Origin of the sequence: Streptomyces lasiicapitis (assembly GCF_014646335.1) — a bacterium.
Lineage (GTDB): Bacteria > Actinomycetota > Actinomycetes > Streptomycetales > Streptomycetaceae > Streptomyces > Streptomyces lasiicapitis.
The window spans coordinates 680,219-701,828 of record NZ_BMNG01000001.1 but is presented as its reverse complement, the minus strand read 5'-3'; the positions used below and the strand labels follow the sequence as shown (position 1 = coordinate 701,828).

Here is a 21,610-nt window from a genome sequence, read left to right as displayed (position 1 = left end):
TTCGCAGGTCGCGCCGTGCCTGTGCCCGGGGAGGGGTGAGGGCGGCGCCCTCTTTTTGTTCTCCGACCCGTGGGGGGTTCCTCCGTCATGTCGTACACGCCGCCGAGCATGCCCGTCGCTCCGCCGCCGCCGTCCGCTCCCGGCCCCGGTGCCTGGCTGAAGTCCCCCGTCGGGCTCGCCAACGGCACAGTGGCGCTGCTCGGTGTCGGCATCGCCACGGACCTGTTCTCGCTCTGGGCGGGCGGCGGTGTCTTCGGCGTCGTGAGCGACCTGATCGACGGGGGCCTCGGCACCGTCACCGAGGACCGCGCCGACCGCGCCGACTCGCTGTACGCCGCCTCGGGCGTCTTTCAGGTGGCGGCGCTGGTCGGTACCGCCGTCCTGTTCCTGTGCTGGTTCCGCCGGGTGCGCGTGAATGCCGAGGTGTTCGCCCCGGACGGCCACTCCATGTCGCGGGGCTGGGCGGTGGGGGCCTGGTTCGTGCCGGTCGCCAACCTCTGGTTCCCGCGGCGCGTCGCCGTCGACATCTGGGACGCGAGCTCCGAGGGGCGGTGGCTGCCGGGCGGTGCCCCGCAGGCCGGGCGGCGCACGCTCCTCAATGCCTGGTGGACGCTGTGGATCACGAGCAGCGTCTTCGGGTGGATCGCGTCGCAGCAGTACAGGAAGGCCGAGGAGCCGGAGAAGATCAAGAACGCCGTCGTCTCCCTGATGGCCTCCGACCTCCTCAGCATCGCCGCCGCCGTCCTGGCGATCCTCTTCGTGCGGCGCCTCACGGCGATGCAGGGCGCGAAGGCGCGGAGCGGTCCCGGGAGCCCCACGCACGCGTGACTCCCCCTGCGCCACGCGCAGATCATCCGCACGTGCTGTGTCCGATCCGTGCTTTCGGTGTGCTTTCGGTGGCGCACGCACCGGCCCTGTGGTGTATTCGGCGACACACGCCGGAAAGCACGGAATCCACGGCGAGCAGGGCAAGCACGGTACGAGCACAACGGGGGCACGGAGATGGGCTACTGGGGGTACTACGTCGTGGGCCGCAGCGAGCGGCCGCTCGGCGAGTTCGCGGCGGTGGCGGGGGTACGGGACCGGCTCACGCTCCTCGAGCGGCGGCCGGACGGATGGCAGGTCTGGGAGTGCCCGTCCGACGGGACCGTCGATGTCGGCAACATGAACACGCTCGCCCACGAGACCGAGGCGCCCGCGCTCTTCGGCTACGTCCTCGACAGCGACTGCGTGGTCGTCGAGGCGGCGGCGCCGGAGAGCGGCGCGTGGACGACGTGCCTGGCCAGGAACGCGATGGCCGGGTACCTCGACCTCGGCGAGGACGAACTGACCGTCGAGGACTACTTCCTGGAGCCGCGCGACGCCGCCGACCGCGCCGTCGCGTGGGCCGCGGAGTCCGGCAGGACGGCACGGCCCGCGGCGCTCCTCGACGTCCTCACCGCGGACCCCGAACCCTCCGCGGAGGAACTCTTCTTCCGCTTCCTCGACCGCCTCGGGGTACTCCCGCAGTAGCCGGAGGCACCGTGACGTCCGGCGTCGAATTCCAGCCTCCCTGGCCTCACAGTGACGTTCCGGGGGCTCCGTACGCAGTAAGGGCAAGTGGGGCATGCGGAGGTGCCCAGTCCGCGACAGGAGACGGCGTACGTCATGAGTACGAGCCCTTTGTCCAGTTCAGACCCGCACGCGCGGACGGGCGCCGAGACGCGCGTCGCGTGGCCGGATAGCGCGCCCCTGGGCGCCACACGGTCGGATCCCGGCCAGCCGAGCCTGACCGACCTGATCGCCCGAGCCGACGAGACCGCCCTCGCGGCAAGCGCACTCGGCTGCCTGGACCGCTGCCTGCCGCTGCTCGACGGCGAGGACCAGGTGCTGCGGCCGTTGTGGGTGAGCCTGGCGGACGGGACGGGGTGGGAGGGGGCACTGACGGAGGTACGGACGGCGCTGGGCGCCGGGCCGACCCCCGACCTCGGGGGAGCTTGGTCGTCCGACGCGGGCCCCGACCCCGCCGAAGCCACCGCCCTCGCCCGCCGCATGCTCGAAGCCGTCCCCGCCACCCGCTCGGCCGCCGCCCTGCGCGCCTGGGCCGACGGCTGCTCGGCCGCCGCGCTCCGCATCCACCGCCTCCTGGACGCCGGGGACGAGGGCGTGTCCCCCCTGGTCTCCGCCGAACTCCGGCGCCAGGTACGGGTCCTGGAACTCCTCGGCGGCACGAGCGGCACCGGCGGCGGCCTGCGCCAGGTCCTCGACGTGTCGACGGAGGGCCGGCGGGTGCTGCGGGCGGTGGTGTCGCGGTCGCGGCGGTCCGGGGTGACCTCGGAGTACTGACTCCGGGGTGGCCCCGGGGTACCAACCCCCGGGGCCACCCCGGGGTACTACGGCGTGAGTGCCTCGCCCAAGTGCGCCTTCTCCGCCGTACCGAGCTGTGCCCGGCCGTAGTAGACCCCGCTCTTCAGCGGGACCGTGCCTGCCCCGTCGGTGTCCAGTTGCAGGATCGTTCCGGTGCCGGCGTCCTCGCCGTCCGCGCCTATCGCGAGGTCCGCGCGGCCGTCGCCGGTGAAGTCGGCGAGGGTGACCGCCGAGCCGAGGCGGTCGCCAGACTCGGTGGAGCCGGGGACGTCCGGCTCGTCCTGGCTCATGGCGAGCGCGCCCGCGCCCGTGAGGCCGGTCCGCGTGCCCTTGAAGAGCAGTGAAGTGCCCGCGTCCGTACGGGACTTGCCCGCGCGGGTGATGTCCTCGCCGGGGGCGCCCGCCAGGACGTCCGCGTACCCGTCCTTGTCGACGTCGCCCACCGCCACCGACCAGCCGAGCGCGTCGCCCGCCTCGGCGGCGCCCGGCACCCCGTCGCTCGCCTGGTGCACGGTGGTCGCCCCGGCGGAGGAGAGGCCCGAGGCCGTGCCGGGCACGACCGTCACCTGGCCGCCCGCGTGCGCGCCGGACTCGGAGGTGTACGGCTGGCCGATGACGAGGTCGGCCCGGCCGTCGCCGGTCACGTCGCCCGCGGCGACCGAACGGCCGCCCTCGGCGGTCAGCGTGCCCACGCGGCTCAGACCCGAGCGGGTGCCCTTGAACCAGACGACCTTGCCCTTGCCCGCCGCGTCCCGGTAGCTCAGCGCCACGTCGGCGTACTTGTCGCCGTTGAAGTCGCCGGACGCGGCGTCCGCGTACGCGATGGCGCTGTCGCCGGACGTCACCGTGCCCGCCGTCTCGTGTCCCGCCGAGAAGCGGGCCGCCCAGCTGCCGCCCGTGCCCGTGGCCGCGGCGAACACGTCCGCCTTGCCGTCGGCGTTGAAGTCGCCGACCGCGACGGCCGAGCCGAACCGCGCGCCGCCGTAGGCGAAGTCCTCGGAGAGCTGCATGTCCGTGCCGGAGGTGAACTTCGGGCCGTACAGCATCGTCACCGCCCCGCGGTCCTTGTGACCGGACGTGTCGTCCTCGCCGGGCGCGCCGATCACGAGGTCGGCGTTGCCGTCGCCGTCGATGTCGCCCCACGCGGTGGCCGCGCCCCACTGGTCGCCGGACTCGCTCACGCCGGGCACGCCCGTGCTGGACTGCGTCAGCGTCTTCTTCTTCGCGGCGACCGGCCCGCCCGCGCCGCCCGGCACGACGGTCACCGATCCCTTGGACCCGGACGCGCGCGGCGTGGCCGCGACGAGGTCCACGGTCCCGTCGCGGTCGAAGTCGCCGGCGGGTGCCGCCGGGTCGCCGTCGGCCGCGTACGCCGCCGTACCGACCGGCAGCGCCACGGCTCCCGTGCCGCCGAGCACGACGGCCCCGACCGCCAGCCACGCCCCGCGGTGCGCCTTTCGCAGCCTCAAATGCCCCAACCCCTCTGGTGAAACGGTGAGTTCAGTGAACCTCAGTGAATCTCAGTGAACTCGATCGACTTCCGGTGAATCTGCGAGTTCGTAAGACGACCGAGGGGGCGGAAGGGTTGTACGGAGCGGGGTGTTTTGTCACGTGACGTTTCCCGCACCGCGCGGATGTGACAACGGGGTGGACGGCCACGCAGTGTTCATGGGAAGGGTTCATGAGAATCGCGTGAGAAGGCGCGGCGGAGACGGGTGGGGACTGTGGGGCTGAAGGCGGCACTCGGGACTCGGGGCGACGGCCGCCGCACGTGGGTGCGGGGCGCGACGGCCCTGCTCGCGGCCGGTTCGCTGGCGTCCACGCTGACGGCCTGCGGCGGCGAGAGCAAGCCGGTGCGGCTCGACGGCGGGACCTTCACCAAGGAGCTGTCCGCGGACCGGGCGCGCGGCGAGCGGCTCGCGACCGAGGGCATGGAACTGCTCAGGTCGGCGGACTCGCTGCGCGTCAAGGTAGAGATGACGGCCGGGTCCAGGGAGAACGGCACCGACCGGCAGCAGGAGGTCACCCTCCACCTGGACCGGCGCAGCAACTGCACGGGCACGTTCGACTCGGGCTCCGGCCAGCGCGGCGACCTGATCATGATCGCGGGCAGCGCGACGTACGTCCGGTTCACGGACGAGTCGCTGGAGTCGCTCCGCAGGACGGCCCAGGCGCGCGGCCCGGAGGCCGCGGCGCAGATCGAGGAGCGGATCGCGCTCATCCAGGGCAAGTACGTGAAGCTCCCCACGGGCGACGGCAGCTCGGGCCGGACAGCTGTGCCGGGCGCGCAGTGCGACCTCGACGAACTGCTCGGCGAGATGGGCGGCGCAGGCGACGACGGCTTCGACGGCCAGATGAAGGCGGAGCCCGCGACGTACCGCTACGGAAAGCGCGTCATACCGCTCATCGAGCCGAAGACGGAATCGGAACCGGACTCGATGTTCGACGGCAACGCGATGTACGTGGCGGCCGAGGGCAAGCCGTACATCACCGCCATCGAGCTGGAGGAGGACGGCGGCCACATGACGATGCAGATGTCCGACTACGGCAAGCCCGTGGAGGCCCACGCCCCGCCGGCGGCCCAGACCGTCGACGCGAGCGAACTCGGCGACGGACCGGCCGGGGCCGACCTCTTCGAGGTCTGAACCCACGCCGCCGGTGGGGGTCCCCGCCCGGCGGAGCCGGGCTTACGGGGGTGGGTGAGCGGCCGGGGCCGCCACCCCTGGCCTGACCGGGCCATAAGAGGCCCCTGACCAGGCCCTTTGTTGTTTGGGCGGCGGTTCTCGCCTACTGTCTGGACCGGTCTCTCACTGGGTGTTTCTGGCTGTTCCTGGCCGCTGTTGGCCACGCGTTGGCCACGCGCCCAACTCTGGGGATGGTCATGCGGGCTGTCGCGCCGGAAGCAGGTATCTCGCTGGTGCTGAGGTCACGCCGCGTCTTGCTGCGGTTGAGGCGGGTGTGCAGGACCTCGTCGAGGCGCACATGGAGACGATGTTGGGCGTCAAGTTCCTCGCCAGCGAGTACGTCATCGACTGCGTCGACGGCGGGCGGATCGACTCGCTGGGCCTCGACGCCCGTGATCGTCGAGTACAAGCGTGGCACCGACGCAGGCGTGATAAATCAGGGCCTGTACTACATGGCCTGGCTGACGAACCACAAGGACGCCTTCCGGAACCTGGTCCGTTACCGGCTCGGGGGGATGGCCGCTTCCCAGATCCTGTGGAGCGCACCGAGGCGGATCTGCGTGGCCGACGACTTCACCCGCTACGACGCGCACGCCGTGCGCGAGCACCGGCGCTCGATCGACCCGGTCCGCTACCGATACCTCGGCGGCGATCACTTCGGCCTTGAGACCGTGGCCTCCGCCACGGGCCACTCGGCTCAGGCCAAGCGGGTACGCCGCGCGGCCGGGGCACCGCCGATTCGGAACCAGGGCAGCGCGACCGCCGAGCTGGCCCAGGCGGTCGAGGAGGCCCTGCTCGGACTCGGGGACGGCGTCACCCCGGTGCAGCGCAAGCAGTGCACGGCCTTCCAGAGGCTGCGGAACTTCGCCCGCGTCTGCCCGCCGCAGCAGACCAAGATCCTCGTGTACCTCAGGCCGACCCGGGTGCGGTCGAGCTGATCCCTGGCTTCACGCGGGCCGTGACGGGGCTCGGCCACCGCGGCACGGGTGACCTGGAGCTGCAGCCGCGCAAGGAGCAGGACCCGGAGCGCTACGTATCGCCCTGCGTCTCGTGCTGCCGCGAGGGCATCTGGGAATCTGCTCAGATGGTCAATGAACGCCTGCGCTGGACTGACCTGCCGAAAGCGGTTGTTCGGGCTCGAAGAACAGTCCGGCCTGGTCCCCGACCCCCGCTCGATCTGGGCGGGACTTCCTGCTGCTGGGCGACGTCGACGGCGACGGCGTAATCGGGCGGGCGGAGTTCGCCCGTATGGCGCGGTTTCGCGGACCTTCCGACTCCAGCGACGATGCGTTCGTCCAACTGGATCTGAACCAGGACGAAGCGGTCGACGCCACCGAGCTACTCGCGGCCATTCGCGGATTCTTCATCAGCGAGGATCCCGAGCATCTTGGAAACCTGCTGCACGGTCGAATCTGATCCCACCCCACCTGGGGCGCTTCCCATGGCTGCGGGCAGGTTCCGTTCGCGCTCGGCGACGCGTCGGTGTGAGTCGCCGAATCGTGGTCGGCAACCAGCGTGTGAAGCTGGGCGAAGCCGGTGCCGGAAGATCGTGACCGTCGTGATCAAGGACACCCACTTCCGTAGCCTGTGCTCGTCGGCCTCACAGCCAACCGGCAGCTGTTCAGCGGCACCGTGCCGACGGCCCTTCGTTCGTCACGGTGGACATCGACGGAGGAAGCTGCATCCGGCTGAGACCGACCGGGCCCGGCACCTCACCGGTACACGGCGTGGTCAGCGCTCCTGCGGGTGCAAGCGGGCGGAGCCGGGAGGGGCAGGGCTGCTGTCCGATCCCTCGGGCAGCGCACTTCCGGCACGCCACTCGGCCCAGGGCAGGTTCCAGTCGCCGTATCCGTTACCGAAGGCAGCCATGCGGGCCCCGCCGCTATTGACCACCTCCACGATGTCTCCTTCGCGCACGCTCGCGAAGAACCAGGCGGCATCACGCTCACTCATGCCCGTACATCCGTGGCTGACATTGGCCCGCCCCTGCGCCCCAGTGGACCACGGAGCGGCGTGCAGATACTCACCGCTCTGGGTGACGCGGACAGCATTGTGTACGACCAGGTCGAACGCGTCCGGGCTGTTTGAGGGGATCCCGATGCTCGTGCCGTGCATTCGCACGGAGCGGCGCTTGTCCAGGACGACTTTGACGCCGTTGCGGGTGGCGTAGCCCGGCTTGCCGGTGGTGATCGGGATGACCCTGACAACCTTTCCATCGCGCTTGACGGTCATCGAGTGGGCGCCGGCGTCGGTGACGGCTTCGAACCGGCTGCCGAAGACGACGCTCACGGGCTTGGCGCGCCCCATGTGCAGGCCGTCGTTCACCTTGACGCCTCGCAGTTCCGCACGTACGTCGACGCGCGCGTGGGCGGGCCAGTAGCTCCTGGGGCGGTAGTGCAGTTCCCGGTCGTTGATCCAGTGCCAGGAGCCGTCGACCCGCGGCCGGGACGTGACCTTCAAGGCGCGCTCGACGAGAGCACGAGCCTGGGTCTTCTTTCTGCTCAAAGGGACACCCAATTCGGCTGTGATCGGTTGACCGACGCCATAGGTGCCCGCTGCGGGACCGAAAGTGACATCGACCGTTCTGCGGGCCGATGCGGTGGCGAACTTGGTGGTCCAGCGAAGAGGGGAGCTGTCGCCGTCTTCGGCGTCGACCCGGACGGTGTGGCGGCTGCTCGCGGTCAACGAGCCGGTGCTGCGCCACCGTGAGCCGTCAGGGCTGAGGTCACCCGCCACGCGCCGCCCAGCGGCATCGGTGAGCGTCACATCGGTGAGGCGGCCACCGGCATCGCGATCACGAAGCGACACGGTGACGGCTTCGTCGGGGGCAAGGTCGCGGCGGTCGGCCCCGGTGGGCCCGATGCGCGGAGGCCAGTCGGCGGCGTTGTGGAAAGCCGGTGTGTTCGATGTATCCGCAGGGGAGGTGACCAGGCCGCAGCCGACCAGGGCCGCGCTCGTACAAGCGATGAGCGGACCGTTCAACGCCTTGTGGAAACGGGACACCCTTCCCATGATCACGTCTCGGGTGGACCGGTCAAGCATCTCGCGGTTCTTTCCGAGGGTGGGTCGGTCGACGCAGAGCCGCCGGGAAGCAGTAGACCGCCGCATGTCTACTCGTGCCCCTTGCCGGATGCGGTGCCCGACTCGGAAATCACGCACCGGTCCGGCAGCCGAGGCGGACAGCCCATGGCCGGTGGCCTTCGGCATCGCGAACACCGTGGAGCCCAGGGTCCTGTTTCCGCCCTCGTCAGGTCCCGGTCGCGGACCGGTCACGCCAGCCGACCGGCAGCGTGTCGAGCTTCCTGAACTTCCAGCCGTACGGTCGTACGTCCTGCTGCAGGTGGAGATTCGGGAAGTGCTCAAGGAGTTGACGCAGCGCGCCCTCGACGATGGCCGGGACGACGTGGGCGGCGAGGCACTCGTGCCGGCCGAGGCCGAGTGACAGGGGTGTGGTGGTGCGGGCGCGCAGAAGGTCGAACCGGTCGGCGGCGGGGAAGACGGACTCGTCCCGGTTGGCCGAGGCGATGCCGGGTGCCACCGGTGCACCGGCGGGCAGTTCCCGCCCTCCCAGCACGACGGGCTTCGTCGTGAGCCGACCGACGGTGCCGACCGGGGCGGCCCAGCGGATCCCCTCGTACACCGCGGCGTCCAGCAACCCGGGGTCCCCCCGCAGTGCGTCCATCTGCTGCGGGTGCGTGAGCAGGGCATGCAGGGTGTTTCCCGCGAGCCAGCCCGGCTCCCGGACCGCGCTCGTCATCATCCTGAGGGTGGCGAGCGTCTGGTTCACACCCCACGACGCGTCGCCCGCCGGGCACCCGGCATGCACCAATGCCGACAGTGGTGAGTCGTCCGGCTGGTCGAGCAGTCGTGTCAGGTGCGGTGTCAGAGTCCGGTCCATCGCACCCGACACGGCCGCGCCGTACACGTGTGCCGCACCGGCCTTGGACGGGTTGTACAGCGCCTTGGTCAGGCCCGTCGACCAGCGGGTGAGGGTGGCAGTGTCGATGCCGTCGACCGCGTCCAGGCCGAGCAGCCAGGACGCCGTCTCCACGGAGACCGGTTCGAAGTACTCGGCCATCAGATCGGCGTGATCCCGATCGGCGAGGTCGCGCAGCCGCCGCACGGCGACGCTCCGGGCGTGGGCGGTGACGGCAGGGGCCGTCTCTGGGCGGAACCGGTCGCTGACGGACTTGCGGATCGCGGCGTGCCGATCGCCCTCCTGGTTCAACACGTTCTGTGCCCCGCAGTAGATGGACAGCGGAGAGGCGTCGTTGGTGGTGGTGTACGACTCCGGGCTCGTCAGCACGTGCCGCACGTCCTCCCAGCGGGTGGCGAGCCATGCGCCTACGGCGGGCACCCATGCCACGGGCTCCTCGGCGCGCAGCCGGCCGTAGGTGGGGTAAGGGTCCGCCTCAAGGCGGTCCACGGTGATGCTGTCGGTCAGCGCAGACAATGTGCCACTCCTCAAGGAGGTTTCATCGTTTACTTTCCGCGCCCAGAATTTCACCGGATCGGGCATCGGGCAAATCTGGTCCGAATTGCCTAGTACGGAGGTATGAGAGCCCGTTTCCGGGTGGCGGCCGCTCATTTTCTGGCTCAGGATCGCGGAGGGGGTTCCCGTGAATGAGCAGAGGAGTCGCGGCCATGGGTGAATCCTTCGACGCCCGCAAGTCGGACCTGGTGCGGCTCGCCCAGGAACGCATGCAGAGCGCGATCGCCGACAATACCTGGACAAAGCTCCAGAAGCTGGCGCTGACCTGCCGGATCCTTTTTCACATGGGACACGACTCCGGGCTGTCCGGACAGATCACCACACGTGCCGAGGCTCCGGGGACGTACTACACGCAGCGCCTCGGGCTCGGTTTCGACGAGATTACCGAGTGGAATCTGCTCAAGGTCGACGAGGACCTCAATGTCCTCGAAGGCGACGGGATGGCGAATCCAGCCAATCGCTTTCACAGCTGGGTCTACCGGGCCCGTCCGGACGTGAACTGCATCATCCACACCCATCCGCCTTACGTGTCGGCGCTCTCCATGCTGGAGATTCCGCTGAATCTCTCCCACATGGATACCTGTCCCCTCTATGAGGACTGCGCTTTCCTGCCGAAATGGCCGGGAATTCCGGTCGGAAACGAAGAGGGCGAACTGATCGCCGGGGCCCTGGGCGACAAGAAGGCACTGATGCTCTCCCACCACGGCCAGCTGGTGGCGTGTTCCTCCATCGAGGAGGCGTGCGTACTCGCGGTGCTGTTTGAACGTGCGGCAAGGCTGCAACTCCTCGCGATGGCCGCGGGTGACATCAAACCGGTGGACGAACTCCTGGCAGTGGAGGCGCACGACTGGGTCTCCACGCCCAAACGACACCAGGCCGCTTTCGCGTACTACGCGCGCCGAGCGCTGCGCAACGGACACGACGACTGCATCGACGCGGCTCCGCCGGACGTCTCTGGGGCCACCGACCAGCACACGATCCCCATCGAGGGAGGAGTGTGACATGGAGGGGCCGAAGCTCGGAGGGATCATCGCCTATCCGGTCACGCCGTTCCGCCGGTCCGACGATGCGGTGGACGAGGACAAGCTGCGCGCCCTGATCGAGCGGCTGGTCGCATCGGGTGCGCACGGGATCGCGCCGCTGGGGTCCGCCGGGGAGAGCGCCTACCTGAGCGACACCGAGTGGTGCCAGGTCGCGGAGACGTCCCTGGACGCCGGGAGGCGCCGGGTGCCGATGGTGGTCGGCGTCTCCGACCTGACCACACAAGGCTCGGTCCGGCGAGCCCGGTTCGCCGAGCGGTCCGGCGCGGACGTCGTCATGGTGTTGCCCGTCTCGTACTGGAAACTCTCGGAGCGGGAGATCGTCAGGCACTACGGCACGATTGCCGAAGCGATCGACATCCCGGTCATGGTTTACAACAACCCGGCGACGAGTGGCATCGACATGCCGCCCGAGCTGCTGGTCCGGCTGGCCACCGAGATCGACAACGTGACGATGGTCAAGGAGAGTTCGGGCGATGTGCAGCGCATGCACCGGCTCCACGAGCTGACGGACGGTCGGCTGCCGTACTTCAACGGGAGCAACCCGCTGGCGCTCGAAGCGTTCGCCGCGGGGGCCGCGGGCTGGTGCACGGCCGCGCCCTGCCTGTTCCCCGCCGAGATCCTGGCGTTCTACGAGGCCGTTCGCGCCGGCGACCTCGCCGATGCCCGGAAGCGGTTCTACCGGCTGCTGCCGCCGCTGCGCTTTCTCCTGGCAGGCGGGCTGCCCACGACGGTCAAGGCCGGACTCGCGCTCCAAGGTCTCGACGTCGGGGAACCGCGCCGCCCGCTGCTCCCGCTGGACGAGAGCGCGGTCCGGCAACTGAAGGAACTGCTGGCGCAGTTGTAGTCGACATCCGGGTAGTTACCGAACTGCCCGTTCCCGGCCATCCTGCCGCGGAACCACACGAGCCCGCTCGGAGCTCCAAGGGCGCTGCCCTGAGACCAGGGCAGCGCCGCATCACCCACGTAAGGAGAAGCCGGCCATGCTGCGCCCTATTCACGCCGACCGTCGCGAGGAAGTACTGCCAGTCAACCCGCTGTACAGCGGTCTGGTGCCCGCCGGCGGGGTGCCGCGCTTCCAACTGTCGCAGCAGTCGATGACAGCGGACGCCGCCAGCGCCCTCATCCGCGACGAGCTGATCCTGGAGTCCCACGCCCGGCTCAACCTGGCGACGTACTGCACCACCTGGATGGAACCGCAGGCGAGAGAACTGATCGCGGAGTGTCTCGACCGGAACCTGATGGACCACGACCAATATCCGCAGACCGCGGACATCGAGACACGCTGCGTCAACATCCTCACCAACCTGTGGAACGACCCTGACGGCGTCGGTGTCGGCGCTTCGACGGCAGGCTCCAGCGAGGCGGCGATGCTCGCGGGCCTGGCGATGAAATTCGCGTGGCGCAACCGCCGCCGGGCCGCCGGGCTGGTGGCCGACCGGCCTAACATGGTCATGTCCACCGCAGTACACACCTGCTGGCCGAAGTTCTGTCGCTACTGGGACGTCGAGCCGCGCTACGTTCCCATCAGCGAGCCGGACTACTGCGTAGACCCGGACGAGGTGGCCGCGGCGTGCGACGAGAACACGATCGGCGTGGTCGCGATTCTCGGCTCCAGCGCGTTGGGCAAATACGATCCCGTGGCCGAGATCTCGGGCCGGCTGGACCGACTGCAGGCCGAGCGGGACCTGAACGTCCCGATCCACGTGGACGCCGCCGTCGGCGGCTTCATCACGCCCTTCCTGGACCCGGAGCGCGTCTGGGACTTCCGGCTGCCGAGGGTGCGGTCGATCAACGCCTCCGGCCACAAATTCGGGCTCGTCTACCCGGGAGTCGGCTGGATCCTCTGGGAGGACCGAGCGGATCTCCCCGAGGAACTGGTCTTCGACTGCGAGCTGCTCGGCGGCTGCGTGCCGACCTTCACGCTCAACTTCTCCCGCTCCGGCGCACCGGTCGTCGCGCAGTACTACAGCTTCCTGCGGCTGGGCTTCGACGGGTTCCAAGCGGTGCAGCACACCTCCCGCGAGGTGGCGAGCTTCCTGGCGAAGGAGATCGCGCAGATTCCCGGCCTTGACGTGATCGCCGACGGCGTAGATCTGCCGGTGGTCGGCATCCGGGTCCGGCCCGGCGAGGAGGCGATGACGGTCTTCGACATCCACGACCGCATGCGCCGCCACGGCTGGCAGATCCCCGCCTACTACCTGCCCCCCGACCTTGAGCACATCGGAGTACTGCGCCTGGTGATCCGCCACGGGTTCAGCCAGGATATGGCTGAGCACCTGCTGCGGGACCTGCGCACGGAGGTCACCAGCCTCCTCCAGGGAGACTCCCGGCCGTGACCACGAGCTTCTCCGGTCAGCGGGCGCTGCTCAGGGCGTGAACAGCGACGAGAAGGAGAACGCGTGAGTACGTGCGGCGGCGCACACGCTCCCCGCCGCGGCCGGGAGCCGGGTCCGGCGACGCACGCCCTCCTGGAGGAGGCGGCGGAGTGCCTGAACGAACTCACCAAGGTCGTCCTCCGGCTGGAGGACCTGCTGGGTTCGTACGCGGCGACACCCACCGCCCAAGCCCAGGGATGCGACGGCCTGACGCGGCCGTTTGACGGCATGACCCGCGTGCTGCACGAGGCCCGTCTCACGCAGCGCGAGCGGGACGTGGTGGAGCTGCTCGCGCGAGGGTTGTCCAACCGCCGTATCGCGTGCGATCTCAGTATCTCGGAGCCCACGGTGAAGAACCATCTGCGCGCCGCCTTCCTGAAGCTCGACGTCACGGACCGCACGCAGGCCGTCGTGAAGGTTCTGGACGCTCGGCATCAGTGAGCTTCTTCAGCGTGGCCCGCGAGGGTGACCGACGCTGCGAGCTCTCGCCGCACCAGCGGGCCCTCGTCAACCCGCTCGCCAGCCGCGCGCCGGGCCTGCTGAAGGCCCTGCGCGAGGCTGATCCGCAGTACGTCCTGCTCCACGGCGACGGCTATGCCGGAGCCGTGGTGATCACCTGGGAAACCGTAGCGGACCTGGCCGGAGACCGACCCGTACGCGCGTGCGAGCTGAAGGCCACGAGTACCGCGCAGGCACTCAAGTCGTCCGGCAGCCCGCCTCCAGCCCGTGGTGCGCTCGTTCATGGGTCCACCCTCTTCGCGGGCTGCCCCTGCGGGGCAGGAGAGCCGGGGGGGGCGTGCGTGCAGCCGGGGGATCTTCGGCGCGAGGGGGGCGTGTTGTGGCGCGCCGTGTGGCGCGCGGCGGGCTGTCCGCAGCGAGGATGCCGATGTGATCATCCGATGGAGAAGGCGGGCGGAGCGGAAGCGCACACGCCGACGTGTGCTGTGCGTGCTGGCACCATCCGTCGCGGTCGTGATCGTCGGCGCGGACCCGGCGGGCCCGGCGGTGTCCGACGGCGCGGGCCGGCACGGGTTGGAGCTCCGGGTAACCGTGAACTCCCGTGCCGGGCTCGGCGCCCTGCATCCCGGTATCCGGGTCGGTGACCCTGTGATCAAGACGTATCGTCTCGTCAACCGGGGTGGTGCGGACCTGTACGACGTCCGGGTGACCGACCCGGGCCTGCCGGGTGTTGCGATCCGCTGTCCAGGCGGCGGCGACCGAGTGCGAATGCTGCGCGGACTCGGCTCCGCGCACTGCACGGCCCGCACGGCGGCACGGTTCGGCACATGGAGCGGCCAGGTCCGGGCCTCCGGGCACATCCCGTACCTGCGCGCCGACGCGGTGGCCCGGTCACGGTCCGGGTACGCCACGGTCGGAGGCGCCCTCAGACTGTCCGTAGCCGTGGCGGTCAACGGGCAGCGGGCGACCGTCACTTATCACGTGCGGAACACAGGCAACCGCCCGGTCTACGGCATCAGGGTCAGCGACCTGTCGCTCACCGGGGCGGGCATCGACTGCGGAGGCGGGCGGGCAGTCGTGCCCTTGCTGCATCCGGGGCGGTCCGCCGATTGCCACGCGGTGGTGCGCCGCGAACCCGGGACATACACCAGCGCCGGGGTCGCCGAAGGCAGCGACAGGATCCGTACGATCGGCGCCTCGGGCGGCACGGTTCCGCCACCGAAGCTCACCGCGCGTACCTCCCGGCGCTTTGTGATCCCCCGGCCCGCGGCGCCCAGAAGGCCACCGGCGCGATCGCGCTCGCTCGAAGGCGCGGCAGGGCGGCCGCTTCCGGCTCCGCCACCCCCGGGGCCCGCACCGCCCGCGGAACCGCCTGCCGCCGGAGCCCCGCTGCCTGCGGTGCCGGTACCGGTACTGCCTGGTGCCCTGCCGCCGCCACTTCCCCCGCCAGGCATCGCTGCGCCGGGGATCGGCCCTGGTGCCGCCCCTGGCATCGGTCCCGGCGCTGCCCCCGAAGCCGCCGGTGAAGCGGCTGCTCCCGCCGAGCCGCCCACCGGAGCGGTTGCTGGAGCAGGGGTGGGCGGTGCGGCAGTGGCCGGTGCGGACACGGGGGGAACCGCCGTGCCGCCCGAGGCGCGGCAGGACGAAGGGCGGCGGTCGGTCCTGGGCCGTTTCTACCGTCCAGGAGAGGGGCCCACGGGCCTCGGACTGCTCGCCGCGCTCTTTCTTGTGTTGATCCCCGGTGCCGTCGCGGCCGCCGTGCTCGGATCCCGCCGGGGGTAGCCGAGCCGCCGTGACGCACCGCAGCCGACAGGAGTCCGGCCTCGATGCTCGAAACCCTCGCCATTGTCCTCGGTGTCTCACTGCTGGCCGCGGCCTGCGTGGCGGTGAGGCACCGCTTCTGGCCGCCCGCTCCGGATGCCGAACCACGGGAGGACGTGGCCGAGTACATCGCGATGATGGTGGGCGTCCTCTACGCTCTGGTCCTCGGGCTCGCTCTGGTCTCGGTGTGGGACACCCGCTCCGGCGCCGAAGGGCATGTCCAGACCGAGGCGAGCGCCACGCACCAGGTACGGCTGCTGGCTGACGGCCTTCCCAAGCCGCATGCGGACGGCGTGCGATCCGGCATCGAGGCGTACGCCCGGCACGTGGTGAGCGTGGAGTTTCCCGCGATGACGGCGCGCGAGCCGCTGGGGCAGCGGGGCTGGGATCTGCTGGGCACGGTGCGCGTCGCCAGTCGGCTGCCCGCCGACGCCACGCCCTCGCAGCAGGCAACGTCTCAGGAGATCCTGGCGCAGCTCGGCACACTGGATGACGCCCGGCGTGGCCGGGAGGGCGACGCGGACAGCGGACTGTCGCTCGTGCTGTGGGTGGGGCTCATCCTCGGCGGGATCCTCACTCTGGCGTTCATGTTCATGTTCGGGGTGGAGCGGAGCTTCACTCACGTGGTGATGGTGATGGGCCTCGCGGCGCTGATCACCTTTATGGTGCTGCTCATCCACCAGCTCGACCAGCCGTTCCGCGGCATGCTCGCCGTGGATACGGCACCATTCAGCCGGTACTTCTGACCTCTCGGTTCACCGGGTGTCGCTGACCTCCCGCCCCTCATAGCCGGGGAGACGGCCGATGGCCGCACGGATCCGAGCCAGGGTCCGCCGACGCCCCAGTGCGGGCAGAGCGGCGGACAGCGGCAGGCCCTCCTCGGCGCGCCCGGTGACCGCCACCCGTGCCACGCTCTCCGTCGCGTCGGGCGGCAGGCCATGGGACTGGGCCACGTCCGACAGCGCCGCCGCGATGCCCGGTACCGACCACTCGGTACGGGACAGCTGCTTCTCGACGTCCGAGAGCAGCTCCGCGACGCCCGGCAGGATGACCTGTGCCCATGCCTTCTCGTCAACGACCGGCTCAGGGAGGAACAGCCAGTCGACCAGATCTTTGATCTCCGAAAGCCAGGTGATCCTGCCCTGCACCAGGGGTGCCACAGATGCGAAGCTCTTCTCGTCGAGAGCGTGGGTCGGCCAAGGCGCGTGCGGTGCCCCGAGCCAGGGGCGGCTCGCCTCGGCGAAGTCCTCGCCCGACAGGGCCCGGATCCGGCGTCGGTGGTACTCGCCCAGGTCACGCTCCTCGAAGCGGGTCGCTGCAAGCCCGGGGGAGCGAGATGGGTCCAGACGGGCGGTACGGCACCCAGCGCCTCCCACAGCAGCCGCTGACGTGCGGTGTCCGCCAGGTGTTCGGCGCCCTGGACCACATGGGTCACGCCCTCGGTGATGTCGTCGACAGTGTCGGTGAACACGGACAGGAGCGTGCCGTCCGGGGACACGACGGGGAAGTCGTGGGGGGCCTACGACGGCCCCGGTCCGGCACCATGAAGCGCGGCGTTCCGCCCGACGGGGGAGCGATTTCCGCCTCCGGCAGTTTCCCCTGCACGACGGGCTGAACGGGGCACATGCGCAGAAGTAGACACGCCGCTCGTCGAGCAGCCGCTCCAAGGCTCGGCGGTGTGCCGCCGTTGCACGACTGGAAGAACGGCCCCTGGAAGGCAGGCGCGTCGCCCCGGATGCCGAATGCGGCGAGTACACGGATGACTTCCTCGACCTGTCGAGGATCGGACCAGCGGCGATCGCGGTCGGCGACGGCGTCCGCGATCCGCAGGATGAAGCGGCCTTGGTTGCGCAGGGCGAATGCCCAGTTGGACAAGGCCACGCGAGCGGCATTGATCTCGATGGCCGAAGTCGGCGCAGGGGCGAAGCGCACACGAGCACAACTCGCCACGCTCAGCAGCGTACGCGCACTGTGTGGCGTGTGCCTCCGGAGAGGAACCAGCGCTGGTGGCGGTGGACCTCCGGCAGTGCGGGCGTGCCAGGAGTGGCAGAAGGCGTGACGCTGTTCGATCCTGAGGGAGCCAGACAGAGGGGGCTGCTGTCAGGAGTGAGGTCCATGTCGCGGAAATCACCGCAAGACCCCGGCGCGGGCACTGCAGAGGATGCCCTGCGCCCCCTGTTCGACGCTTTCGACAACGATGGCAACGGCACGCTGTCGTACGGTGAATTGACCGACCGGATGCGGCTGGTGGGCATTCTTGACGACGATCCGCGCATCACCGGCTTGCTGTCCTCCACGGGTGACCGGAGGACAGAACTCGGCTTCGAGGAGTTCGTGGCACTGGTCCGGGAGACCAGCGGCCTGCTGCGCAGGGTCGTGCGGGATGACCTGGCAGTCCCTGATTTCGCGGCCTTGGCCGCGGACGTCGACGGCCTGCATGAGGAACTGTGCGCGGAACGGGGCGGTGCCGTCGCCGACTACATTCCTCAACTGGCCGAGGTGGACCCTGAGTTGTTCGCAATTGGAGTTTGCTCGGTCGACGGTCAACGTCATCTCGTCGGTGACGCGCACGAGCCGTTCTGTGTGCAGTCGGTGTCCAAGACCGTCAACTACTGCCTCGCGCTGGACGAGAACGGGCTGTGGGGCACGCACGAGCACGTCGGCTGGGAACCGAGCGGCCGGAGTTTCAACGAACTGGCGCTCAACCCTCAGGGGCGCCCGCACAACCCCATGATTAACGCCGGCGCCATCATGAGCGCTTCGCTCATCCGGCCTGAGTCGTCCGCCGCCGACCGGTTCGGGCACGTGGCGGAGACCTGGCAGCGGCTGGCAGCAGGCCGTCGGGTCGGCTTCAGCAACAGCACATACCTGTCCGAACGGGATACCGCCGACCGGAACTTCGCGCTGGCCTATTCCATGCGCGAGCAGGAGGCGTTTCCCGAGGGGACGGACCTGCAACGGACCCTGGAGTTCTACTTCCAGTGCTGCTCCATCGAGCTCGACGCCGACATGCTGGCGATCGTCGCCGCCTCCTTCGCCAACGGGGGCGTGTGCCCTCTGACCGGGGAGCGGGTCTTCTCGGTCGACACGGTGCAGCACTGTCTGTCGCTGATGACCTCATGCGGGATGTACGACTACTCCGGAGAGTTCGCCTTCTCCATCGGGCTGCCCGCCAAGAGCGGCGTGTCGGGAGCACTGATGATCGTGATACCGCAGGTGATGGGGATCTGCGTGTGGTCCCCGCGCCTGGACGAGCACGGCAACTGCGTACGCGGAGTGGAGTTCTGCCGACGCTTCGCTCAGCGGTACAACGTGCACCCGCACGACGGCAGCGAGGTCCAGTCCGGCAAGCGGGACCTGGGGCGCAGGAAGGACCACACCCTGGTCGAGTCCGCACTCGCCCTGTGCTGGGCGGCGGGACAGGGGGATCTCAACGAGATCCGCAGGCTCGTCGCCTCGGGCGCCGACCCGGACGCCGCGGACTACGACGGCAGGACGCCGTTGCACCTGGCCGCCGGCGAAGGCCGCGTGGACGTGGTCAAGTACCTCCTGAATCGGGGTGTCCGCGTCGCTCCGCGGGACCGCTGGGAAGGCACACCGCTGAGCGACGCCCAACGCTCCGGCCATCAGGAGACCGTGGACGTGCTGCGCGCTGCCGGACATCCGGCGGAAGCCGTTACCACCGCCTCTTCCGCGCGTGGTCGCAGCCGCGCGTCGTCCCGCACCCGCGTTGCCACCGGTACCCGCAAGGCGGCCAAGAGGCCCACTGGCACAGCGGTGGCCGGCTGACCCACGCGCCTGGCCTGGAGACACCTCACAGGGAGACGAGGACCATCCCATGCACGACGACGCCGCTCATTCGCTACGCGCGGACTACACGCACAGCCACCGATGGCAGCGGCGCGAACCGTGAAGGACTCCTGCAGTTGGTCCGGGACTCGCTGGAGATCCTCACGGGGCGCGGTCAGGCCGATCCGTGCGTCGGCAAGGACGACGCCAAAGTGATCGGCGCTATCGGCGCGTTGATGTGCGTGGCCGCCGACACCAACCGCCTCGCCCAGGCCGTCGAGTCGGCAACCCTGGCGCTGCGCGCCACGACTGTGGACGGACACCACCGCCCGCGAGCGAGGAAGAGAAGACCGGATGGGGTTGCTGCTCCCGGGGGCCAGCGCGGCGGGAACCAGCCGAGGGACCGACGGCTGGGCTGACCCCCGCGACCCCGAGGATCTGCTCACCGGCGCAGCGCACTCGCTCACCAGCCCACTCCGAAGAACACGGAGATGGTCGCGACGAGCACGATGCCGACCAACAACGGCCAGTACAGAGCCTTGGCGGGCAGGTTGCCCTGTTTCGTGAGGATCTCGCCCGGCCGATCGAGGGCGATCAGTACGCCATTGGCCGTGACCAGGAGCAGCAGCAGGTAGAGCCCGAAGAACACGTACTCCATGTACATCACGGACCCATCGGCCGAGACCGACCGGATTTCGTTGTGGTCGACGACCACCACCAGGAGCATGGTCACCAGAAACGCCATCACGGCGAATGTGTTCGAACCGAAGAGTTCGAACTTCTGGTCGCGGCTGGTGACGAACAGCGAAGCGAACACCACCAATGCGATGAGGGCGACGGGTACCAGGTTCCCGACGACGGCCCCGGTGTAGTCGCGCTCATAGACCATGTTGAAGTAGAGGTCCGGGTAATTGACCGGCCCGTCGTACGGCTTGAGGCCGAAGCTGCTCGGATAGACGTAGCGGGCGTAGCTGTATGCGGTGTACATCGGGCGCCACTCGCCGCTCACCAGCTGCGGGTCCGTGCCCAGCAGGTCCTTGTCGAGCCAGGGCGGGTACGAGGAGAAGTCCGGGACGAGGACGGCGTCCTTGTCGAAGTCCGGTTGCCACATGCGCAGCCACACGTTCTGCCGGTCCAGCGGATAGGTGCGGTAGTCGAACCGCTGCCTGAAGGTGGCGTTGAAGTACCAGCCGGTCGTCTTCGTCCCGTCGGCGGCAGTCCGCTCGTAGGCGATGTCCCTGTCCTCCAGATGGGACTCGTCGGCCTCGGGGAAGACGACACCCCGGGTGAGGTCCTTGGGTGTGTTGGGCGGGTAGCGCTGCCACACGTAGCCGGACACCACCACGTTGTTGCTGGTCGTGAATTCGATCGACTCCACATAGACGCCCGTGGGGATGACAGTCGGGTCGCGCCCCGCGGGCATGGCACGGGAGAGGTAGCCCCGGGCGCTGCGCTCGTCCCGCACGATGCTCCCGGTGGTCCGGCCACGGCCTTCGTCGCGCAGGATGGCCGACCAGCAGACGATCATCGCCACGAGGCACACGAGGGTACAGGCCACGCTTGTCAGCCACACCCGACGGGCCGTGAAGGCCCAGGGGCGGGCGACCAGCAGCACGCCACAGAGCGCCGCGATCACGCCGCAGGCCACCGCCGTTCCGAACAGGGAGTCACCAAGAGCCGCTGCCTTGCTGCCCTGCCATACGGCCGTGGCCCCCAGGCACCCGGCAAGGGCCAGCGCTCCGCAGACTCCAGCAGCGACGGAACAGCACCTGCCGCACCGGCCTCGCCCGGCGGATAGGGGTTGCTCCGCGGCGGGCTTCAGCGGATCGATCCCAGAGCCGGTCATAGCGTCGGCACCTCCCGCCTGCGGGACACGCTGTGGGCCCGATGCCCAACGGGCGTGAGCGATCGGGTCGGGCGTCGCGGCCCGGCACGTCCGGGACACGAGCGGGGCGGCGGATCGGACCTCAGAGCCTGCCCCACATGGTGGTGCCGACGAGGGCCTCGTCGGCCGAGGTATGGAAGTCTTCCATCGCGTGATCGAACCCGGCCAGGCTGATCCTCCGGTCACCGTCGGTGTCCATGCGCCGGAACTGCCACCGCGCGTCGGGATCGCCGACCCGGCACGCGGTCATGACCGTGACGAACTCCGCCTCCGTGAGCCGCCCGTCCCCGTCCCTGTCAGCGACGGCCACCACGGCTTCGATCTTTGGACGCCCATGCTCGGGGCAGACGTTCTGCCGCTGGACGACCCGCGACTCCAGCGCTGCCTCGTACTCCCGCAGGCCGACCCGGCCGTCGCCGTCGGTGTCGGCGGCGCTGCGCAGACGGCGCCACCACCCGAGCAGCGCCTCTCGGAGCGCCTGCCCCTGGGCGGATGCGGCAGCCGTACCGGTGGCACCGTGGATCGCGGCGACGGTACCGAGGTAGCCGGACTCGCCGGCGAACCCGTCTCCGTCGACGTCGAGGAGTTCGAAGCGGCGGGTCAGCTTGCGACGCAGCAAGGAGTTGAGTGCGGTCATGCCTTCATGCGTAACGGGATCTTGGCCGCGCGGCATCCTGACCAAGTCGTTCAGGGGATAGCTGGGACCGTGTTCGGAC

At 69.8% G+C, this 21,610-nt stretch carries 20 protein-coding genes and 2 pseudogenes; 13 read left to right on the top strand and 9 right to left on the bottom strand.

The window, feature by feature from the left end; translation table 11 throughout:
* The first annotated feature begins 87 nt into the window (after positions 1 to 87).
* The 3 genes from IEY91_RS03095 (at position 88) to IEY91_RS03085 (ending at position 2,325) form a co-directional block, all read left to right on the top strand.
* On the top strand, positions 88 to 828 hold the full coding sequence (locus IEY91_RS03095; protein ID WP_189172686.1) for a DUF4328 domain-containing protein: 741 nt from the start codon (positions 88 to 90) through the stop codon (positions 826 to 828).
* A 174-nt stretch (positions 829 to 1,002) separates the two neighbouring features.
* A complete protein-coding gene (locus IEY91_RS03090) occupies positions 1,003 to 1,512 on the top strand; it encodes a hypothetical protein (RefSeq protein ID WP_189172685.1) in 510 nt (169 codons plus the stop codon).
* Positions 1,513 to 1,647: 135 nt separating this feature from the next.
* Positions 1,648 to 2,325: a hypothetical protein gene (locus IEY91_RS03085; RefSeq protein ID WP_229696653.1), complete on the top strand. Its 678-nt coding sequence runs from the start codon at positions 1,648 to 1,650 to the stop codon at positions 2,323 to 2,325.
* Positions 2,326 to 2,372: 47 nt separating this feature from the next.
* Here IEY91_RS03085 and IEY91_RS03080 read toward each other — a convergent pair whose 3' ends face one another.
* The gene (locus IEY91_RS03080; protein WP_229696652.1) at positions 2,373 to 3,815 is read right to left on the bottom strand and encodes an FG-GAP-like repeat-containing protein; all 1,443 of its coding nucleotides are present in this window, start codon (positions 3,813 to 3,815) and stop codon (positions 2,373 to 2,375) included.
* 246 nt (positions 3,816 to 4,061) lie between these two features.
* On the opposite strand from IEY91_RS03080, the gene IEY91_RS03075 reads away from it, so the two are divergent.
* From IEY91_RS03075 to IEY91_RS03065, 3 genes and pseudogenes are all read left to right on the top strand, one after another.
* The gene (locus tag IEY91_RS03075) at positions 4,062 to 4,991 is read left to right on the top strand and encodes a hypothetical protein (protein ID WP_189172684.1); all 930 of its coding nucleotides are present in this window, start codon (positions 4,062 to 4,064) and stop codon (positions 4,989 to 4,991) included.
* Between the two features lie 337 nt (positions 4,992 to 5,328).
* Positions 5,329 to 6,060 (top strand): annotated as a pseudogene (locus tag IEY91_RS03070) (transporter); the annotation flags it as partial.
* A gap of 218 nt (positions 6,061 to 6,278) precedes the next feature.
* On the top strand, positions 6,279 to 6,446 hold the full coding sequence (locus IEY91_RS03065; protein WP_189172683.1) for a hypothetical protein: 168 nt from the start codon (positions 6,279 to 6,281) through the stop codon (positions 6,444 to 6,446).
* A gap of 315 nt (positions 6,447 to 6,761) precedes the next feature.
* Here IEY91_RS03065 and IEY91_RS03060 read toward each other — a convergent pair whose 3' ends face one another.
* Entirely contained in the window at positions 6,762 to 8,042 is a 1,281-nt protein-coding gene (locus IEY91_RS03060) for a L,D-transpeptidase (protein ID WP_189172802.1), read from the bottom strand.
* A 235-nt stretch (positions 8,043 to 8,277) separates the two neighbouring features.
* Positions 8,278 to 9,483, bottom strand: a complete 1,206-nt coding sequence (locus tag IEY91_RS03055) for a cytochrome P450 (protein ID WP_189172682.1) — start codon at positions 9,481 to 9,483, stop codon at positions 8,278 to 8,280.
* 191 nt (positions 9,484 to 9,674) lie between these two features.
* Here IEY91_RS03055 and IEY91_RS03050 point away from each other — a divergent pair, with 191 nt between their 5' ends.
* From IEY91_RS03050 to IEY91_RS41535, 4 genes are all read left to right on the top strand, one after another.
* Positions 9,675 to 10,523 (top strand): aldolase, encoded by an 849-nt coding sequence (locus tag IEY91_RS03050; protein WP_189172681.1) that lies wholly within the window; start codon positions 9,675 to 9,677, stop codon positions 10,521 to 10,523.
* Position 10,524: 1 nt separating this feature from the next.
* On the top strand, positions 10,525 to 11,409 hold the full coding sequence (locus tag IEY91_RS03045; protein ID WP_189172680.1) for a dihydrodipicolinate synthase family protein: 885 nt from the start codon (positions 10,525 to 10,527) through the stop codon (positions 11,407 to 11,409).
* A gap of 136 nt (positions 11,410 to 11,545) precedes the next feature.
* On the top strand, positions 11,546 to 12,901 hold the full coding sequence (gene gad / locus IEY91_RS03040; protein ID WP_189172679.1) for a glutamate decarboxylase: 1,356 nt from the start codon (positions 11,546 to 11,548) through the stop codon (positions 12,899 to 12,901).
* 63 nt (positions 12,902 to 12,964) lie between these two features.
* Positions 12,965 to 13,381 (top strand): helix-turn-helix transcriptional regulator, encoded by a 417-nt coding sequence (locus IEY91_RS41535; protein ID WP_229696650.1) that lies wholly within the window; start codon positions 12,965 to 12,967, stop codon positions 13,379 to 13,381.
* Here IEY91_RS41535 and IEY91_RS03030 read toward each other — a convergent pair.
* Positions 13,375 to 13,683 carry a hypothetical protein gene (locus tag IEY91_RS03030; protein WP_189172678.1) on the bottom strand — a complete coding sequence of 103 codons (309 nt, stop codon included), beginning with the start codon at positions 13,681 to 13,683 and terminating at the stop codon, positions 13,375 to 13,377. The genes IEY91_RS41535 and IEY91_RS03030 overlap by 7 nt on opposite strands.
* A 205-nt stretch (positions 13,684 to 13,888) precedes the next feature.
* On the opposite strand from IEY91_RS03030, the gene IEY91_RS03025 reads away from it, so the two are divergent.
* Together IEY91_RS03025 and IEY91_RS03020 are read left to right on the top strand one after the other, a co-directional pair.
* Entirely contained in the window at positions 13,889 to 15,181 is a 1,293-nt protein-coding gene (locus tag IEY91_RS03025) for a hypothetical protein (protein WP_189172677.1), read from the top strand.
* Positions 15,182 to 15,225: 44 nt separating this feature from the next.
* The gene (locus IEY91_RS03020) at positions 15,226 to 15,966 is read left to right on the top strand and encodes a bestrophin-like domain (protein ID WP_189172676.1); all 741 of its coding nucleotides are present in this window, start codon (positions 15,226 to 15,228) and stop codon (positions 15,964 to 15,966) included.
* Between the two features lie 9 nt (positions 15,967 to 15,975).
* On the opposite strand, the gene IEY91_RS42590 is transcribed toward IEY91_RS03020, so the two are convergent.
* The 3 genes and pseudogenes from IEY91_RS42590 to IEY91_RS42580 form a co-directional block, all read right to left on the bottom strand.
* Positions 15,976 to 16,596: a hypothetical protein gene (locus IEY91_RS42590; RefSeq protein WP_373287873.1), complete on the bottom strand. Its 621-nt coding sequence runs from the start codon at positions 16,594 to 16,596 to the stop codon at positions 15,976 to 15,978.
* Positions 16,566 to 16,691 (bottom strand): annotated as a pseudogene (locus IEY91_RS42585) (glutamate--tRNA ligase family protein); the annotation flags it as partial. The gene IEY91_RS42590 and the pseudogene IEY91_RS42585, both read right to left, overlap by 31 nt.
* Positions 16,652 to 17,152: a glutamate--tRNA ligase family protein gene (locus IEY91_RS42580; RefSeq protein WP_194492281.1), complete on the bottom strand. Its 501-nt coding sequence runs from the start codon at positions 17,150 to 17,152 to the stop codon at positions 16,652 to 16,654. The pseudogene IEY91_RS42585 and the gene IEY91_RS42580, both read right to left, overlap by 40 nt.
* Before the next feature lie 183 nt (positions 17,153 to 17,335).
* Between IEY91_RS42580 and glsA the strand changes: the two genes are divergently transcribed.
* Positions 17,336 to 19,009: a glutaminase A gene (gene glsA, locus IEY91_RS03005; protein ID WP_189172674.1), complete on the top strand. Its 1,674-nt coding sequence runs from the start codon at positions 17,336 to 17,338 to the stop codon at positions 19,007 to 19,009.
* A gap of 463 nt (positions 19,010 to 19,472) precedes the next feature.
* On the opposite strand, the gene IEY91_RS03000 is transcribed toward glsA, so the two are convergent.
* Together IEY91_RS03000 and IEY91_RS02995 are read right to left on the bottom strand one after the other, a co-directional pair.
* Positions 19,473 to 20,543 carry a hypothetical protein gene (locus IEY91_RS03000; RefSeq protein WP_189172673.1) on the bottom strand — a complete coding sequence of 357 codons (1,071 nt, stop codon included), beginning with the start codon at positions 20,541 to 20,543 and terminating at the stop codon, positions 19,473 to 19,475.
* 433 nt (positions 20,544 to 20,976) lie between these two features.
* Positions 20,977 to 21,531, bottom strand: coding sequence for an EF-hand domain-containing protein (locus tag IEY91_RS02995; protein WP_189172672.1), 555 nt, complete (start codon positions 21,529 to 21,531; stop codon positions 20,977 to 20,979).
* Positions 21,532 to 21,610 lie beyond the last annotated feature (79 nt).